Origin of the sequence: Oceanobacillus luteolus (assembly GCF_023715655.1) — a bacterium.
GTDB classification, from domain to species: Bacteria; Bacillota; Bacilli; order Bacillales; family Amphibacillaceae; genus Oceanobacillus; species Oceanobacillus luteolus.
On the sequence record NZ_JAMBON010000013.1, the window covers coordinates 1 to 16,823 of the forward strand.

General features: G+C 42.0%; 15 protein-coding genes and 2 riboswitches. Of the genes, 6 read left to right on the plus strand and 9 right to left on the minus strand.

Going from position 1 to position 16,823, the window contains the following annotated elements; all coding sequences use genetic code 11:
• The first annotated feature begins 441 nt into the window (after window positions 1-441).
• The 6 genes from M3210_RS09720 (at window position 442) to solA (ending at window position 7,077) form a co-directional block, all read left to right on the plus strand.
• Window positions 442-1,713 carry an L-lactate MFS transporter gene (locus M3210_RS09720; protein ID WP_251513905.1) on the plus strand — a complete coding sequence of 424 codons (1,272 nt, stop codon included), beginning with the start codon at window positions 442-444 and terminating at the stop codon, window positions 1,711-1,713.
• Between the two features lie 189 nt (window positions 1,714-1,902).
• A riboswitch (TPP riboswitch) is annotated at window positions 1,903-2,008 on the plus strand.
• Between the two features lie 125 nt (window positions 2,009-2,133).
• A complete protein-coding gene (locus tag M3210_RS09725; protein ID WP_251513907.1) occupies window positions 2,134-2,748 on the plus strand; it encodes a YkoF family thiamine/hydroxymethylpyrimidine-binding protein in 615 nt (204 codons plus the stop codon).
• Window positions 2,741-3,316 (plus strand): ECF transporter S component, encoded by a 576-nt coding sequence (locus M3210_RS09730; protein ID WP_251513909.1) that lies wholly within the window; start codon window positions 2,741-2,743, stop codon window positions 3,314-3,316. The genes M3210_RS09725 and M3210_RS09730 overlap by 8 nt, the downstream gene beginning before the upstream one ends.
• On the plus strand, window positions 3,313-4,974 hold the full coding sequence (locus M3210_RS09735) for an ABC transporter ATP-binding protein (RefSeq protein ID WP_251513911.1): 1,662 nt from the start codon (window positions 3,313-3,315) through the stop codon (window positions 4,972-4,974). Before M3210_RS09730 ends, M3210_RS09735 begins: the two co-directional genes overlap by 4 nt.
• Window positions 4,955-5,707 (plus strand): energy-coupling factor transporter transmembrane component T family protein, encoded by a 753-nt coding sequence (locus M3210_RS09740; protein ID WP_251513913.1) that lies wholly within the window; start codon window positions 4,955-4,957, stop codon window positions 5,705-5,707. Before M3210_RS09735 ends, M3210_RS09740 begins: the two co-directional genes overlap by 20 nt.
• Window positions 5,708-5,949: 242 nt before the next feature.
• The gene (solA, locus tag M3210_RS09745; protein WP_251513915.1) at window positions 5,950-7,077 is read left to right on the plus strand and encodes an N-methyl-L-tryptophan oxidase; all 1,128 of its coding nucleotides are present in this window, start codon (window positions 5,950-5,952) and stop codon (window positions 7,075-7,077) included.
• 523 nt (window positions 7,078-7,600) lie between these two features.
• On the opposite strand, the gene M3210_RS09750 is transcribed toward solA, so the two are convergent.
• From M3210_RS09750 to M3210_RS09790, 9 genes are all read right to left on the minus strand, one after another.
• Window positions 7,601-8,413: a MetQ/NlpA family ABC transporter substrate-binding protein gene (locus tag M3210_RS09750; protein ID WP_251513917.1), complete on the minus strand. Its 813-nt coding sequence runs from the start codon at window positions 8,411-8,413 to the stop codon at window positions 7,601-7,603.
• Between the two features lie 15 nt (window positions 8,414-8,428).
• Complete coding sequence (locus tag M3210_RS09755) at window positions 8,429-9,529, minus strand: iron-containing alcohol dehydrogenase family protein (protein WP_251513918.1); 1,101 nt, start codon at window positions 9,527-9,529, stop codon at window positions 8,429-8,431.
• A gap of 59 nt (window positions 9,530-9,588) precedes the next feature.
• A complete protein-coding gene (locus tag M3210_RS09760; protein WP_251513919.1) occupies window positions 9,589-10,815 on the minus strand; it encodes a CaiB/BaiF CoA transferase family protein in 1,227 nt (408 codons plus the stop codon).
• Window positions 10,816-10,840: 25 nt separating this feature from the next.
• Window positions 10,841-11,983 carry an alpha-hydroxy-acid oxidizing protein gene (locus M3210_RS09765; RefSeq protein WP_251513920.1) on the minus strand — a complete coding sequence of 381 codons (1,143 nt, stop codon included), beginning with the start codon at window positions 11,981-11,983 and terminating at the stop codon, window positions 10,841-10,843.
• Between the two features lie 6 nt (window positions 11,984-11,989).
• On the minus strand, window positions 11,990-12,775 hold the full coding sequence (locus M3210_RS09770) for an enoyl-CoA hydratase/isomerase family protein (protein WP_251513921.1): 786 nt from the start codon (window positions 12,773-12,775) through the stop codon (window positions 11,990-11,992).
• 13 nt (window positions 12,776-12,788) lie between these two features.
• Window positions 12,789-13,451: a methionine ABC transporter permease gene (locus M3210_RS09775; protein ID WP_251513922.1), complete on the minus strand. Its 663-nt coding sequence runs from the start codon at window positions 13,449-13,451 to the stop codon at window positions 12,789-12,791.
• Window position 13,452: 1 nt separating this feature from the next.
• Window positions 13,453-14,469 carry a methionine ABC transporter ATP-binding protein gene (locus tag M3210_RS09780; RefSeq protein ID WP_251513923.1) on the minus strand — a complete coding sequence of 339 codons (1,017 nt, stop codon included), beginning with the start codon at window positions 14,467-14,469 and terminating at the stop codon, window positions 13,453-13,455.
• Window positions 14,470-14,541: 72 nt separating this feature from the next.
• The gene (locus M3210_RS09785) at window positions 14,542-15,363 is read right to left on the minus strand and encodes a MetQ/NlpA family ABC transporter substrate-binding protein (protein ID WP_251513924.1); all 822 of its coding nucleotides are present in this window, start codon (window positions 15,361-15,363) and stop codon (window positions 14,542-14,544) included.
• Window positions 15,364-15,451: 88 nt separating this feature from the next.
• Window positions 15,452-15,564, minus strand: a riboswitch (SAM riboswitch).
• Between the two features lie 51 nt (window positions 15,565-15,615).
• Window positions 15,616-16,809, minus strand: coding sequence for a pyridoxal phosphate-dependent aminotransferase (locus tag M3210_RS09790; RefSeq protein ID WP_251513925.1), 1,194 nt, complete (start codon window positions 16,807-16,809; stop codon window positions 15,616-15,618).
• Window positions 16,810-16,823: the final 14 nt, after the last annotated feature.

A 16,823-nucleotide genomic window follows, 5' to 3' on the forward strand; every position in this document is an offset into this window, starting at 1 on the left:
TAAAAAGCAAACCTTGATATCAAAAGAACTAACATCTAAACCAACAAATAATTTCATAGAATTAACACTCCTTTCGATTTAGAATCATTGGAACCTAACTCTTGGACGCTCTGGGATATCCCTAGTGTGGGCGCCGATCAGCAGCCTCGTGTATGAGTACTCTCCTTGCATCGAAAGCCGCCCTGGAGCTACTATCATCCAGGTTCGAACATCAAGGGGTACAGCCTGCGTGTTTGAAGGTCGAAACGCACACTGGGATTCAGTCTTTGTAATGCGGTTAAGCCCGCAGGAGGAATAAGAATTGTCCCAAATGATCCTAAGACCATTATCTAGGAATATCCCAGAGCGTCCAAGTCATTTGACATATCAACAGGTTGATTAACAAGGGAAATAATAGGCGGAAACTAAGTGCCTAAACATAATATACGAGGAGGTTACCTCATGGAAAAGGTTAAGAACAGATGGTTGATTGCAGCTTCTGCTTTAGGGATTCATCTTTCCATTGGTTCTGCTTATGCATGGAGTGTATTTACAAACCCTATGGTTGATCAGTACGGCTGGGAAACAGCACAGGTATCGACAGCGTTCAGTATTGCCATTTTCTTTTTAGGGATGTCCGCTGCTTTTATGGGGAAGTTTGTAGAGAAGCATGGTCCAAGAAAATCAGGGATGCTTTCTGCTTTGTTTTTTAGCGTTGGGGTTGCTGGTTCAGGCCTTGCAACATTAACCGAATCCTTAATGTTATTATACTTATTTTACGGTGTCATTGGTGGCATCGGGCTCGGAATTGGATATATCGCTCCGGTTTCTACACTTGTGAAGTGGTTTCCGGATCGCAGGGGACTTGCTACTGGACTAGCTATTATGGGATTTGGATTTGCCGCAATGATTTCCGGTCCCCTTGCAGCAGCCTTAATTGAAGCGATTAATATTCCTTCTACCTTTTTCATATTAGGGGCGATTTACTTTACTGTCATGAACCTTTCCTCCCTCTATTTAGCTCCTCCACCTAAGGGATGGTTGCCAAAAGGATTTAAGGAAAATGAAGCTTCTAAGCAAAAGATTAAACCGGATCTATCACAATTGACAGCAAATGAAGCCGTTAAAACACGTCGATTTTGGTTTCTTTGGTTCATGCTGTTCATCAATATTACGTGTGGCATTGCCATTCTTGCCGTCGCCTCACCAATGGCACAGGAAATCACAGGGATGACTGCGATTGCCGCAGCTACGATGGTTGGCATCATGGGTGTGTTTAATGGAGCTGGCAGGTTGGGCTGGGCATCGTTAAGTGATTATATCGGACGGCCAAATGTATACACCGTATTTTTCGTCATCCAAGTTGCCGCATTCTTTATGTTGCCTTTCGCAACGAATCCGATCGTTTTCCAAGTTTTATTGTTTGCTATTCTTTCCTGTTATGGAGGAGGATTCGCTTCGATTCCCGCGTACATTGGAGATTTGTTTGGAACGAAGCAACTGGGCGCTATCCACGGATACATCCTCACCGCCTGGGCAATGGCTGGTCTGGCAGGCCCACTCATCTTATCGCTGATTTATGATTCAACGAAAAGTTATAATCTGACCATGGTCATCTTTAGCTTATTGTTCGTCATTGCTTTAGCACTTTCACTATGGATACGATTAGATATCAAAAGAATTCGGAACGCAAACAAAACAATGCCATTACCTACGGAACAGAGAAGTATATAAAAATATAATCCCTGCCGGTTAAACTTAAGACCGCTCGCTCCAGAGCAGGGTTTTTACAATCATCATAGCGTAATACAAACCACATTCCTATCCACAGACTCCAGATACTTTTACGATTTACATCAACAAGCATATCCCCTTTACATTCTTTTCCAGCCATGGTATGGTACATGTAGAAAACTCAATATGCGTTAGCACTAGGGGAGCCAAAAAGCGGCTGAGAAGAACAAGTGAGTTCTGACCCTTTGCACCCGATCTGGATAATACCAGCGTGGGGAAGTGCGGTCGAAATGTTTTACTGAAACGATGTTTTTTAGTGCAATCTATTAAACTTTGAGTGATACATACATGTAGACTGCATTCCCCCACAGGGAACGCAGTTTTTTTATTGTCAAAAATACTTTCGGGGAGGAATTTTCAATGACAAATCAAAACCAAGCATGTACAAAGAGCGATATCGCAGGAGCAAGCTTTTCCATCCATCCAATGAGTGATTCTTTCATCTCCATCATTAAAGATGCTTTAGAAAAGACAGATACATCAAAGGTCTATGTGAAAACCGACGATGTGACGACGACAGTTAGAGGAAAGCTTGTCCATATTTTCGACGTGACGAAGGCAATCTTTCTCCATGCAGCAAGTACAGGTGAACATGTGGCATTCCAAGCAACCTACTCACTCGGCTGCCCAGGAGATTCACAAGGAGAAGCATATATGGAAACCGATGATGCCCCATTAAATACAGAGTCTATAAAAGATATCGAACAATATGTGGCAGCGAAGTTTTCCCTTTACCCACTTGGGGGCGGGAATTATATGGATGTTATTTATGACCAAATTGAAGCAATGAAGGAATATGTGAACGTCTCTCCCGCCCATTATTCCACTCGATTAGATGGTGATGCCAGTGATATTTTCCGTGGATTGGAGCAAGTGTTCACTGCCACAGTTGAACGCGGATCGAGTCACACCGTGATGACTGTCTCCATCTCAGCGAACAGTCCGTCCCACAAAGGAAACGGTGCAGATGAATAACTGGCGTTTTAAAGAAATCGTGGTGATGGCAGCACTTGCTGTCGTCTTTGGAGTCGTCTATCTTGCCTTTTTACCACTTGGTAGTTTGCTAGTTGGCTTTATGGGACCTATCGGGTATGACTTTATTTTCGGCATTTGGTTCATCGTTTCGATTATTGCAGCCTACATCTTGCAAAAGCCAGGTGCAGCATTTTTATCAGAAACCATTGCCGCTATGATTGAAGTACTTCTTGGCAATGCGGTCGGGCCGATGCTCATTGTTACAGGAATGGTGCAAGGGATTGGAGCCGAAGCTGTTTTTGCCGCTACACGCTGGAAAAATTACTCGACCTGGGTATTGATAGCAGCCGGAATGGGCTCATCCGTAACAAGCTTTATATACGGTTACTTCATGAGTGGATATGCTGCACTTGCCACCGAATACGTCATCGCCATGTTTGTCGTTCGCTTAATCAGTGGAGCACTCATTGCCGGTCTCCTAGGAAAAGCACTCAGTGAAGGGCTTGCAAGGACAGGCGCTCTATCCAGCTTTGCCTTAGGTAAACAACAGAGGAAAGATGCTGCATGAAGCCATTACTGCAGGTCGAGAATCTATCGTTACGCTACGAGATGGAAAAACAGAATGTCCTCTCTTCACTCAACTTCAAGCTGAATCGGGGGGAAAGCGTGCTGCTCTTAGGGCCAAGCGGAAGCGGAAAAAGCACCCTAACCTCCTGCTTGAATGGCCTTTTCCCAAGAGAGCTGGACGGAGAAATGAGTGGAAATGTATTTGTACATGGCGTCGAAAACAGGGAAACGAAACCTGGTGAAAGAAGCCAAGCAGTCGGCGTCGTCTTCCAAGATCCAGAAACACAGTTTTGTATGATGACCGTGGAAGATGAAGTGGCATTCGGTTTGGAAAACATCGGAATAGCCCATCAGGAGATGGAAGAAAAAATTGATTCTGCACTAGCACTCGTGAATATGCTGCCTTATAAAAAAACAGACATAGCCACCCTTTCCGGCGGGCAAAAGCAAAAACTGGCACTTGCTTGTATCCTTGCACTGAAGCCGGAGCTTATCATACTCGACGAACCGACAGCAAATCTGGACCCGATTGCAACTAGGGATTTCATCTCCACCCTTAAAGATTTGAAAAACAATCTGAACTTCGGATTAATCGTCATTGAACATAAGCTCGATGGGTGGACAGAGATTACGGAGCGCGTAATTTTACTTAATCAGCATGGTGAGATTTTTCACGACGGATCGATACGTGAGGTCATTAAGGAAAAAGGGCAGCAATTAAAAGAGGAAGGGATTTGGATTCCAAGGGTAACAGAGCACATATTACGTGAACATCCTTATCTACAGGAGCCTCCTTTAACGGTGGAGGAGTATCGAAGAAATCCTGTTTTGTTGGCAGATAGAGAAATCGATCAGCCTATTAAAACTGAAAGCAATACTGTTCCCCTGCTGGAAGCGAAAGATATCTCATGGACGGTCAACAAGCATGAAATTCTCCATAATATTTCACTTACTTTCCATCAAGGTGAGTTTGTTGCAATCGTAGGAGCCAATGGAAGTGGAAAAACCTCGCTCTCCAGAATGCTTGCGGGACTAAGGCAACCAACCACTGGAAATCTATTGGTTCATGGAAAACCAATCAAACAATGGAAGGAATCCATGCTGCGACAAGAAATTGGCTATGTTTTTCAAAATCCGGAGCACCAATTCATTACAAACACGGTTTATGATGAAGTCGCCTTCAGTCTTCAGTGGAAAGATATGCGACCGAGCCAAGTTCAAGAAAAAGTGGAAGAAATTCTTGATACTTGCGGGCTGCTGAAGTTGAAACATGCACATCCATTTACACTTAGCCAAGGGCAAAAGCGCAGACTGAGCGTTGCCACGATGCTTATTGACAATCAGTCCCTGCTCCTGCTCGATGAGCCGACCTTTGGTCAAGATGCTCACTCTAATCAAGAGCTTATGAAACTATTACACAAAAAGCATCAGACCGGTGCGACACTTATCATGATCACACATGATATGGATCTGATCCATGACTATGCGACTCGAGTCATTATCATGAAGGACGGTAGAGTCGTTGAGGACTGTTCACCAAGTGAATTATGGAAGGGTGATCCAGAAAAATTGGAAGCTTGGCAGCTTACCCTACCAGTTGCCGTCCAATTAAAAAATATATATGAAGAGGAAGTAAACGATGTTCTTACAACGACTTAATCCAAGCTATAAGGCAGTGACGATCATCGTGTTCATTATATTTCTTGCAACGATTTTTGAACCGGTTACACCACTCTTATTCTTAATTTGGACTCTTGCTGTCACATTCCTTTTTGGTGGTGTGAGTTTGAAAAAGTATCTTCTTTATTTTACGCCGTTCATCATCTTTGCGCTTGGCATGCTTTGGACATCAATTGCCTTTGCGGATACACCAAATAATCCGAGCGATACGATTAGCTTATTCGGCACGAGTTTACCAAAGGAATCCGTACTTACAGCGCTCGCACTCTCACTGCGTGTACTGAATGTTGCCGCCCTATCGCTTATGTTTGTGTTCACCACGAACATCGTCCACTTTATCCTTAGCATGATGCAGCAATTAAAGCTGCCACCAAGGATTGCTTACGGCGTTCTTGCTGGCTACCGGTTCTTACCGATGCTGAAGGATGAGTTAATGATCATCCACGATGCCCATCGTATCCGTGGCGTAAATCAAGCAAAGACAATGCGGGAGAAATGGCAAAATTACAAGCGCTACCTGATTCCCCTCCTTGCCAGCGCGATACGCAAAGCGGAGCGAACTGCCATGGCAATGGAATCGAAGGGATTCACTGGGGATAAAAGCCGAAGTTTCTATCGACAATTCTCTATACAAAAACAGGACTTCATCTTTTCGATTATCATGTTGATTGGATTTACGATATCTTATTTGATTTCCTATCAGCTTGGTTAAGTAAATAACGGCATTATCACGCTGCTTTCACTGATTCGTGCCCAATGGAAATAAGAAATGAAATACTGTACAATGGATATAGACAAAGAGAGAAGTGCATCAACACTTCTCTCTGCAACCTCTACCGTCAGGGCAGGGGTTGTCAAAATTTAGTTATTATGTTGAGGACCACCTTTTTGCTTGTGACGGCGTAGGGTGGTTTTCTTTTATCTTTTTAAACTGATGATTGGGAGGTAAAATACATGGACTTTGATGTAGTGATAGTTGGTGCTGGCACTGCTGGAATGGCAGCGGGGTATTTTTTATCGAAAAGAGGAAAGCGGGTTGCCCTCATTGATGCCTATGATCCACCGCACACGGAAGGATCACACCATGGAGAAACTCGGATTATCAGGCATGCATACGGGGAAGGATCGCATTATGTTTCTATGGCTCTGCGTGCGAGTGAATTATGGGGGGAATTAGAACAAGAAGTTGATAGAAAAATTTTCTATAATACCGGTGTGTTAAATATCGGAACAAAAGATTCTGCTTTTTTGAAAAACGTCATCACAACTGCAGATACTTTTAACCTACCAGTGGAAGTTTTGTCAGCTGAAGAAGTAAATAACAGATGGCCCGGATTTAAACTGGAAAAGAATTTAGTAGGCTGTTTTGAAAAGACCTCTGGTGTACTATTAAGTGAAGAAGCCATACGAGCTTATCGAGAACTCTCTTTAAAATATGGCGCAATATTGTTGAGCAACGCGAAAATCGAGAAAATGATTGTGAATGATTCTAAAGTAGAGGTTCGCCTTGATGGAAAGAAAATAAATGGAAATCAATTATTAATTACAGCAGGCAAAGGAACGAATCATGTATTATCACTGTTAGGATTAGAACTCCCATTAACACCGCTTCGAAAGACGTTTTCCTGGTTTCAAACGAATGAAGAAATTTACAACGCTGCAGTTTTTCCTGCATGGACTTTTGACGACGGGAATCAGACATACTACGGCTTTCCAAGTATCGAGAAATCCGGATTTAAAATTGGAAGGCATGATGGCGGAATGCCAGTAGATCCTTTAAAATCTCTGGATAAGTTCGGGCAACATCCTGCAGATCAAAGCGATGTAACTGATTTTGCCGAGAAACACTTTTCATCTTTAGGACCACATAATATAGGCAAGGTATGTACATATAATATGACGCCTGATGGAGATTTCATCATCGATAGACTACCAAACTACAGCAATATCTTCGTAGCAAGTGGATTCTCAGGTCACGGATTCAAATTCGGAAGTGTTATCGGAGAGATTCTGAGTCAGATGATGATAGATAAAGATACTGATTTGGATATAACTCCCTTTGCTTTGAGCAGATTTGTGTGAAGATTTAACTTATAGACCATGTGATTTTCTCGTCCATATTAACTAGATTACCCGCTCCATAATTCAGAGATAAATAAATCATAAGAAAACCTCCTCAATAATTAGATATACTGTTTCATGCAATCTAAATTATTGAGGAGGTTTTACTATTACTTCATCTCTGTTCCAGCGTATGGTGATCCGCAATCCAGTAAAACACAGGTCCCTATATCTTTTGGTCATAAATAAATTCGCACCCCATATGCAGGAATTCGCACCATTCTCGTTCAAATTCGCACGCTACCCCCATAAATACGCACCAACCACGTTCAAATTCACACGCCAACGGCATAAATACGCACCTACCCCGTTCGAATTCACACGCCTCTTGCAAAAAAGCACACCATCTCAGCCGTAATTCACACCATAACCACAGGATTGGTTACCATCCTAGCTTCAAAGCATTACTTTTCTCTTGAAATTCCGCCACCCCTGATAACAAAAAGGCTGGCAACATCATGCCAGCCTCTTTGTATATTCTATCTTACCAACCAGGAACAACAGAACCTGAGAAGCTTTCTTCAACGAATGTTTTCACTTCATCAGATTGGTAGATTTCGATAAATTGTTTTAATGCTTCATCATCTTTATTCTCTTCACGAACAGCGATCAAGTTTACAAATGTAGAATCTTGCTCAATAAAGATGGAGTCATCTTTAGGGCTAAGTCCTGAATCCATTGCAAAGTTCGAGTTGATTGCAGCGATATCCACTTCACCTAATTGACGTGGAATTTGTGCGGAATCCAGTTCAATAAATTCATAGTTGTTTGGGTTCTCTACAATATCATTTACTGTAGCATTAACGCCAAGTCCTTCTTCCAATTTGATTAAACCAGCTTGTTCAAATAATAGTAAAGCACGGCCACTGTTTGTCGGGTCACCTGGCAGTGCAATTTGTGCTCCGTCTTCAAGCTCGGAAAGATCTGTTATTTTCTCTGAATAAATACCCATTGGGAATGTAACGGTATCCGCCACTTTAATTAATCCTAAATCACGTTCTTCATTCATATGGTCGAAAAACGGCTCAGTTTGGAAACTGTTTAAATCAAGCTCTCCTTCAGACAAGCTGACATTCGGCATGACATAGTCACTAAAAGAAACAATCTCAATTTCTAGTCCTTCTTCTTCTGCAAGTTCAGATACTTTTTCTAAGATTTCTTCATGAGGACCTGCTGTCACTCCAACTTTGAGCTTACCATCTTCTAAAAGTCCTTCTTCCGCTTCATCCGACCCGCCACATGCAGCCAATAATGCTACAATACTTGCTAGAATTGCTGTTAATAATAACTTCTTCATGTTTTATCCTTCTTTCTAATTGTTTATTTTATTTTTTGCTTCCACTGAATGAATTGCAGATAAAAGCTTATCCTCGTTAATTTCTTCTTCCATTAAATGAATCGATTCTTGAGGTAACAGTATCTTTTTAATAATCCGCCCTAGAAGTTCTTCATCTTCTGGATCAATCGATAAATGCTTCAATGAAGTGGGAAATTCCCAGTCCTCATAAAATGCAAGCAGCTTATGTAGCTCTTCCTCTTTACCTTCCAAAGCAAGTTGAACTAATACACCATAAGATACAATCTCTCCATGCAATATTCCTTTTACGCCTGGTGCCTCGGTTAAGCCATTATGAATCGAATGTGCACCGGCAATCCTGCCTGCCTTTTCACCAAATCCACCGACCATACCGCCAGCCATAATAATGGTTTCAATTACACGAACGAGTGCATCTGTAACCTCATTATTCGAAACTGCTTCGAGGGCATCCTTTCCATCATCCAGTAAAACATCTCTACACTGCGTTGCCGTAAACTGGGATATCTGCAGCCAGACAGGGTGTTCCTTATCCTGGTAAAAAGCGCGGACTAAAGCATCTGCTTCATAGTACTTTGCCAGCGTATCCCCAATTCCTGCCTTCAAATATTTCAATGGCGCTTGAGCAATGATTTCTGGTTCAATAAGTACAAGCGTATTCGCTACAGGAAATTCCGTATAATGCGAATGGGTGCCATCCACATGATAAAAGACACTTAGCGGAGTCCATGCTGCACAAGTAGCTGCAATAGTTGGAATGAGCACCGACTTGATTCGGGCTTCAACAGCAGTAGCCTTAGCAATATCTAATGCTGTTCCACCACCAATACCAATGACAGCATCTACTGCTTCCACTTCATATTTCTTGGACAGTTCTGCAACCACTTCTAAAGTACAAGGCCCATCGACAAATGTAATATTGGAATGGTTAGAAAGCGTTTCTGATAAATACGGAGAAGCCGCAGCCCATGCTTTCCTACCACTAATAATCGCTATCTTCTTTACATCTAATTCGGAAAGGAGTACATCCAATTCTTTTAAGACGCCTTCCCCAATTCTGTAGTGACCAGGTGCACCTTTAACAATTGCTGTTGTCATTTTGAATTCTCCTTACCGTCTTTTTGAGAAAACTTTACATTCAACATTTCGACAGCAACCTAACGTCCGGTTGCATCCACTAAATCATTTCTACCGTGAAGCACACCCTCATCAACGAACCTTTCCACCTCTTCAACTGCATATCCAAGCTCTGTCAACACTTCTTTATTATGCTGTCCAAGTAGTGGTGCCGGCTTCGTTAGTTTTCCTGGTGTCTCAGAAAACTTAGCAGGGAATCCGAGAGTCTTCATCAAGCCGCCAACGGGATGTTCGTATTCCAAGATCATATCGCGTGATTGAATCTGTTCATTATTCAACGCTTCATCATAGGACAAAATTGGTCCAGACGGAATTCCGTATTGATCTAATAGTTGCAGCCAATAGTCACTGGATTCCTTTGTGAGGACTTGTTCCATTTCAGCTTCCAGTTCTGCGACATTTTCTGCCCGTATGCTGTTTGTCAGGAAACGTTGGTCCTTTATCCATTCCGGTTTCTTTAAGACATAAAGACATAGTTTCTCCCAAAGTTTCTGGTTACCTGCTCCAATCAGGATAAATCCATCTTTCGTTTTAAAACCTTGATATGGTGCTGAAACACGGTGCGCTGTTCCATTTCGCTTCGGAACTTCACCTTTACCGAAGTAAGCAGCAGCTTCCCACACCGTCCAAGCGAGCCCAGCATCAACAAGTGATATGTCAATGTACTGGCCTTCTCCACCTTTAAGGCGGTGGATATAAGCTGAAAGGATGGATTGAATCGCAGTTTGCGCTGCAGCAATGTCATGTATTGCAATTCCGACTTTCGCTGGCTTTCCTTCTTTATCACCCGTCATATCAATCATTCCGGAAAGCCCTTGGGCCATGATGTCAAAGCCACCTTTTTTACTATAGGGACCTGTTTGCCCGTAACCAGAAATGGAACAGTAGATCAAATTCGGGTTGATTTCTTTTAATGTGTCATAATCGATTCCCAGTTTTTTCGTTGTACCAGGACGGTAGTTCTCTACAAAAACATCTGCATCTTTGACCAGATCATATAATACACGTAAACCAGCTTCTTCTTTAAGGTTAAGACAGACGCCTCGTTTATTCCGGTTCACCATCATATACATATAGCTTTCCTCATCGATATAGGGTCCCATAGAACGTGTGTCATCACCAATCGGATATTTCTCCACTTTAATGACATCGGCTCCCATGTCACCTAATACCATGGTGCAATATGGTCCTGCCAATACTTGAGAGAGGTCCACTACTTTCATACCTTCCAGCGCTTGTTTCATCATGATGCATCCACCTTCCCTCTTTCACTTATCGCTTTACAATATATATATCGCGAGCATCCTTCACTTTGATAGCTCCAGATAGCGCTAGAGATACTTTTGTTTCCTGAATGAAGTTTTCAATTACTTTTTCTACACCTTTTTGTCCGTCGATCGCTAGTCCATATACAAAAGGTCTTCCTAGTAATATTGCATCCGCTCCAAGTGCAAGTGCTTTGACAACATCTGATCCACGGCGAATCCCGCTATCAAGTAAGACAGGAATCTTTCCATCCACTACCTCTGTAATGCTCGGAAGGATATCAATACTAGAAACGGCTCCATCCAATTGACGGCCTCCATGGTTGGAGACGACAATACCATCCGCTCCACTTTCAATTGCTCGACGGGCATCTTCCGGATGTAAAATACCTTTTAATAGAATAGGAAGGTCGGTCCATTTCCTCAGTTCAGCAACATGTTTCCAGTTGAGCGTCGGATGGTAAATATTTTTTAGAATTCCTTGAACAACAGACTCTTTGTCGACGTTAGGTAACGTTGCTAAAAATACATCATCTGTTAGATAATTTCCTGTTCCATACCCTTCTCTTAACGGAGAAAAGTGATTTCGCATATCTTCTTCACGCCAACCAAACATAAACGTATCAATCGTTAAAACAATTGCTTGATAGCCTGCTTTTTCCGCACGTTTCACCATACTGTAAGATATGTTTTCATTATTTGACCAGTACAGTTGAAACCATTTTGGACTTGTCCCCGAAGCTTCGGTTACATCCTCGATGGAGTAACTGGAGGTGGTGCTTTGAATAAGTGGAACATGATGTTTGGCAGCAGCTTTCGCAACGGCGATCTCCCCGTCCTCATGGGTGATCTTCAACATTCCGACAGGTGCAAGTAAGAATGGGTGCTGATATTTATGGCCAAACAATTCAATGCTCGTATCCACCTGAGATACATCCTTTAAATACTGCGGAACAATCGAGTAGTTTGCGAAAGAAGCTACGTTGTTTTTTAACGTTTCTTCTCCACCGGCTCCTGAGCGTGTAAAGCCGAAAGCCTCTTTTGACATCTTCTTTTTAGCTTCTGCTTCCAGTTCCTCTGGACCGAATGGGAAGGAAGCACCTGATACAATATTTTCTAAGAATGAATCACTTGGTTTGGTTGTTGTCACGATTAATCACTCTTCCTTCAAAAAAATTGGTTTTCTTTTCTCCATGAAAGCTTGGATCCCTTCCAAATAATCATCCGAACTGTATGATTCTAGTATCATATTGGAAAGGGCTTCGGTTTCTGTATTTTCTCCATCGATAATTGCCTGTATGACTTGTTTAATACCAGAGTTGGCAACTGGAGATTTTGTAAGTATCCGTCTAGCAAACGCATCAACTTCATTCTCAATTTCTTCAGGTTCACAAACATAATCGATTAAACCGATTTTCTGTCCTTCTTCCGCCGAGATGAGTTTTGCCGTATAGAGCATTTCTTTCGTTTTAGACGGTCCAATTAAATTGTATAGTCGTTTCGTACTGGATAAGTTATAAACAATTCCAATGTTCGCAGAAGTAATTCCAACCTTACTGCCTGAAGTTGCGAATCTGAAATCACATGCATTCGCAAGTTCGAGGCCACCGCCAATTGCGAGTGTTTGGATCATCGCAATCGTCGGGCGAGGAAATCGATACAGCTTTTCAATTGCCCCGAGCGCAAAGTCGTTATATGCTTTAGCCTTTTCTGCGTGTAGACGAACTTCCAGAAATTCGGTGATATCTGCTCCCGCTGAGAAAGCTGTTTCGTCGACACCACGAACGATAAGCAGTTTTACCGAATCATCGTTTCTCAGTTCATCGAGCAATTCTTCCAGTCGTTGAAACATTGCGAGCGAGAAACAATTCTTTTTTTCCGGTCGATTGATGATGATGGATGCAATTGCACCATCCCTCTCCACATATAATTTATCTGTCATGTAGATCCTCCTGTTATTCCTTCTTCAATTTCGCTGCAATGCGATTTCCAAGAGATTGTATTCCTTGAACAAGGATAATTAGAATAAATACAGTTGCATACATGACATCCACTTCATATCGTAAATGTCCAAAACGGTAAGCAAGGTCCCCGAGTCCGCCTGCTCCAACTAGACCGGCCATCGCGGTAGCACCAATCAAGCCAATCGTCGCAATCGTCAAACCTAAGATGATTCCTGGTCTTGCTTCACGGAGCATAACATGCCAAATGATCTGCCTTGTTTTAATCCCCATTGCACGGTACGCTTCGATAATGCCTTTGTCTACCTCCAACAACGACGTTTCCATTAAACGAGCAATATAAGGAGCTGTATAGACGACGAGCGGCACGATAACTCCTTTGACTCCTATCGTTGTTCCAACCAACAATTTCGTGAATGGTAAAATAAAGAATAATAGGATGATGAATGGAATCGAACGGACAATATTGATAAGTAGATTCAGTATTTGATAAACTACTTTATTTTCTAACGCTTCACCAGGTCTTGTCAGTACAATTAGTATGCCTAAAGGAATCCCGATTAAAATTGAGAAAAACAACGATATACCTACCATTTGAAATGTTTCTACAACTGCTTGGCCAATAATTGGCAACCATTCTTGGATGAATTCTTCCATTTTATTCTCCCTCCACTTCTTCAGTTCGAACGCCTTGATCATTTAAGAATTGTAAGGAGGCGTTTATTTTATCCTGTTCACCAACGAGATGAACGACTAAGTTTCCAATAATGCCATTTTTTAATTCCATAATATTTGCCGTTAAAATATTCGGTACAACACCAAATTTTTGACTGACTTGGGCAAGCAATGGTTGACCTGTATTTTCACCGATAAATGTAAGTCTTGTTACCGTACCTTCGAGCTTCAATTGTTCAACAAGGGAAGTTGATAATTTACGCTGCGATATCGTATCCAAGAATTTCTTTGTCGTTGGTCGATCTGGATTAGTGAATAGGTCGATACTAGATCCCTGTTCAATGATCTCTCCTTTTTCTAGCACGTATACATAATCACAGATTTTCTGGATGACACTCATCTCATGCGTGATAAGTAAAATGGTAATGCCTAACTCCTTATTGATTTTCAGAAGCAGATCCAAAATCGAGTTAGTCGTTTCAGGGTCCAGCGCACTCGTCGCTTCGTCACTAAGCAGAACGTCTGGCTCTTGTGATAATGCTCTTGCGATTGCGACCCGTTGTTTTTGTCCACCGGATAATTGAGAGGGGTAGCTATGATGTTTGTCGGATAGTTCAACAATTTTCAAGTATTTTTCAACCCGTTTTTCTACTTCTTGCTTATCATATCCAAGAAGTTTTAATGGAATAGCGACATTATCATAAACGGTTGCCGTTTTCATGAGGTTAAAATGTTGGAATATCATCCCAACCTTTTGTCTTGTTTGACGTAGGTTTTCTGGTGACAGGGTAGTTAGATCTGTTCCATTGATGAGCACTTTTCCGCTATCTGGTTTTTCGAGCAGATTGATAAGTCGGATTAAAGTACTTTTCCCCGCTCCGCTGTATCCAATTACACCATGTATTTCTCCTTTTTTAACATGGAGATTTACGTTATTTACAGCAGTTACATTCCCATTTTTTGCGGGAAAGACTTTCTTGACGTTTTCTAATTTAATCATCTTAAGTTCATTCCTTTCTGAAAAAGAATGCTGCTTCCAAGCAACATTCTTTTCCCTATCCTTACTTCTTGATTATTCATCCCAGCTTGGAATGATAGAACCTTGAAATTCTTCTTCAATAAATGTTTTCACTTTATCTGATTGATAGGCTTGTACAAATTTTTCTACGGTCGGGTCGTTCTCATTTTCAGCCCTTACAACGATATAGTTCACATAAGGAGAATTCGTTGACTCGAGTAAAATAGAATCTTCCTTCGGGCTGATACCCGCTTCTAACGCAAAGTTCGTATTAATGGCGGCCGCATCGACTTCACTGAGTTGCTTTGGAATTTGCGCAGCATCCAACTCGATGAATTCGAGGTTTTTTGGATTATCCACCACATCATGGATGGAAGCTGTTTCTGCTTTACCTTCTTCCAATGTGATGACGCCAGCTTCTTCTAAAATGAATAATGCACGACCTCCGTTTGTCGGGTCATTTGGAAGACCAAATTTCGCACCATCCGGCAGGTCCTCGATATTCTCATATGTTTCTGAATAAATCCCCATCGGGTTTAAGATTGTTTTACCAACTGGTACTAAATCTGTGCCATGGTCTTCGTTAAACTGGTCAAGGAAAGGTTCATGCTGATAACTGTTCAGATCCAAATCACCTTCGGAAAGAGCTGTATTCGGTAGGACATAATCGGAGAATACTTTCAATTCCACTTCCAATCCAAATTCTTCCGCAGCAACCTCTGCAGCGACTTCCGCAATCTCTTCCTGAGGACCAGAAGTAACACCAACCACGATATTTTTCTCATCTATCCCAGCATCGCCAGCCTCATCCTCACCACAAGCAACTAGCAAACTAGCAAGTAAAAGTACAATGAATACAGAACCTAACTTTCTCATTTTATTTCCTCCTCTGATTTTCATTTGATGGTATAAAAATAGCCTCTCTTTCAAAGAAAGAAAGAGAGGCTCAATATGTAGAATTCCCCTCTTATCTTCCAAAACATAACGTTTTGCTGGATGTAGCACCTTTTTTATGGTTGCCATAAAAAGGTTGCCGAGCTTCATTGGGCCAGGTCCCTCAGCTTCTCTTGATAAGAGATTTAATTATTAGATTGTATTAATATAATCTACATTATTATTTCGTTTCAGTCAACTATATTTCTGATAATTTTCGTCTTTCGTGAAAATATCTAACTTTTCAATTCGTTGAACGGCTTCTCTCAGGCGCTCTTCATCCACAAGCAGGCCAATACGGACATAGCCCTCTCCAAATGAACCAAAGCCTTTTCCTGCAGCAACCGCTACATCTGCTTTTTCCAATAGAAAATCAGCAAATTCCTCGCTCGTAAAGCCCTCAGGTACAGGAAGCCAAGCAAAGAAGGAGCCTTGCGGAGCTTCAACGTCCCATCCAATCCGTTTACATTCTGCAATCAACGCATTTCTACGCCCTTCATAAAGCTGAACCAATTCCTCGACACAAGTTTGATCTTCGGTGAGAGCCACTGCTGCCGCATGCTGAATAGCTGGGAACATGCTGACAAATAAGTGATCCTGCAGTAGATTGATAGCTTCAATCATTTTAGCGTTGCCGACTGCAAATCCGATACGCCAGCCTGCCATATTATACGTCTTCGATAAAGTATACAGTTCGATTCCTGTATCTTTTGCTCCGTCAGCCTCTAGGAAACTCACCGGCTTCTTCCCATCGAAACCAATTGCTCCATAAGCAAAGTCATGGACAATTCCAATGCCATGTTCCTTGCCCAACTTCACTGTTTCTTCAAAAAATTCCCTTGATGCAGTGGCACCAGTCGGGTTGTTCGGGTAATTCAAATAAAGGAGCTTTGCTTCTTCCAATTGTTCTGGACTAAGCTTATTATAATCTGGTAAAAAGCCATTTTCACGAACTAATGGCATGACATCAAAGCGAACGTCTGCGAGTCCCACACCAGATAAGTAATCCGGATAACCAGGATCAGGCAGCAACATCAACTCCCCTTCATTCATTAACGCAAGCGGCAATTCCACTAATCCGATTTTTGTACCAAACAAAATGGCCACTTCGGTCTCCGGGTCAATATCCACATTGTATTCGCGTTTATAAAAATCCGCCGCAGCTTGTTTAAGTTCAGCTGTTCCGCGGAATGGAGAGTATTTATGTGTTTGTGGATCTGCCGCAGATTGCTGTAAAGCCTTCACAATATGATCAGGTGTCGGCTGATCTGGGTTACCCTGCCCCAATTTGATGACATCTCTTCCTTCAGCTTCTGCTTTGTTCACCTTTTCTACAAGAGTTGCAAAGAATTGGGTAGGCAAACTTTTTAAACGATTTGAAAATTCCATAGTAACAACCTTCT

Excerpts from the sequence above, each read along its gene's own strand:
- M3210_RS09720 (WP_251513905.1), top strand. The coding sequence starts at position 442 with ATGGAAAAGGTTAAGAACAGATGGTTGATTGCAGCTTCTGCTTTAGGG.
- M3210_RS09725 (WP_251513907.1), top strand. The coding sequence starts at position 2,134 with ATGACAAATCAAAACCAAGCATGTACAAAGAGCGATATCGCAGGAGCA.
- M3210_RS09730 (WP_251513909.1), top strand. The coding sequence starts at position 2,741 with ATGAATAACTGGCGTTTTAAAGAAATCGTGGTGATGGCAGCACTTGCT.
- M3210_RS09735 (WP_251513911.1), top strand. The coding sequence starts at position 3,313 with ATGAAGCCATTACTGCAGGTCGAGAATCTATCGTTACGCTACGAGATG.
- M3210_RS09740 (WP_251513913.1), top strand. The coding sequence starts at position 4,955 with ATGTTCTTACAACGACTTAATCCAAGCTATAAGGCAGTGACGATCATC.
- solA (WP_251513915.1), top strand. The coding sequence starts at position 5,950 with ATGGACTTTGATGTAGTGATAGTTGGTGCTGGCACTGCTGGAATGGCA.
- M3210_RS09750 (WP_251513917.1), bottom strand. The coding sequence starts at position 8,413 with ATGAAGAAGTTATTATTAACAGCAATTCTAGCAAGTATTGTAGCATTA.
- M3210_RS09755 (WP_251513918.1), bottom strand. The coding sequence starts at position 9,529 with ATGACAACAGCAATTGTTAAAGGTGCACCTGGTCACTACAGAATTGGG.
- M3210_RS09760 (WP_251513919.1), bottom strand. The coding sequence starts at position 10,815 with ATGATGAAACAAGCGCTGGAAGGTATGAAAGTAGTGGACCTCTCTCAA.
- M3210_RS09770 (WP_251513921.1), bottom strand. The coding sequence starts at position 12,775 with ATGACAGATAAATTATATGTGGAGAGGGATGGTGCAATTGCATCCATC.
- M3210_RS09775 (WP_251513922.1), bottom strand. The coding sequence starts at position 13,451 with ATGGAAGAATTCATCCAAGAATGGTTGCCAATTATTGGCCAAGCAGTT.
- M3210_RS09780 (WP_251513923.1), bottom strand. The coding sequence starts at position 14,469 with ATGATTAAATTAGAAAACGTCAAGAAAGTCTTTCCCGCAAAAAATGGG.
- M3210_RS09785 (WP_251513924.1), bottom strand. The coding sequence starts at position 15,363 with ATGAGAAAGTTAGGTTCTGTATTCATTGTACTTTTACTTGCTAGTTTG.
- M3210_RS09790 (WP_251513925.1), bottom strand. The coding sequence starts at position 16,809 with ATGGAATTTTCAAATCGTTTAAAAAGTTTGCCTACCCAATTCTTTGCA.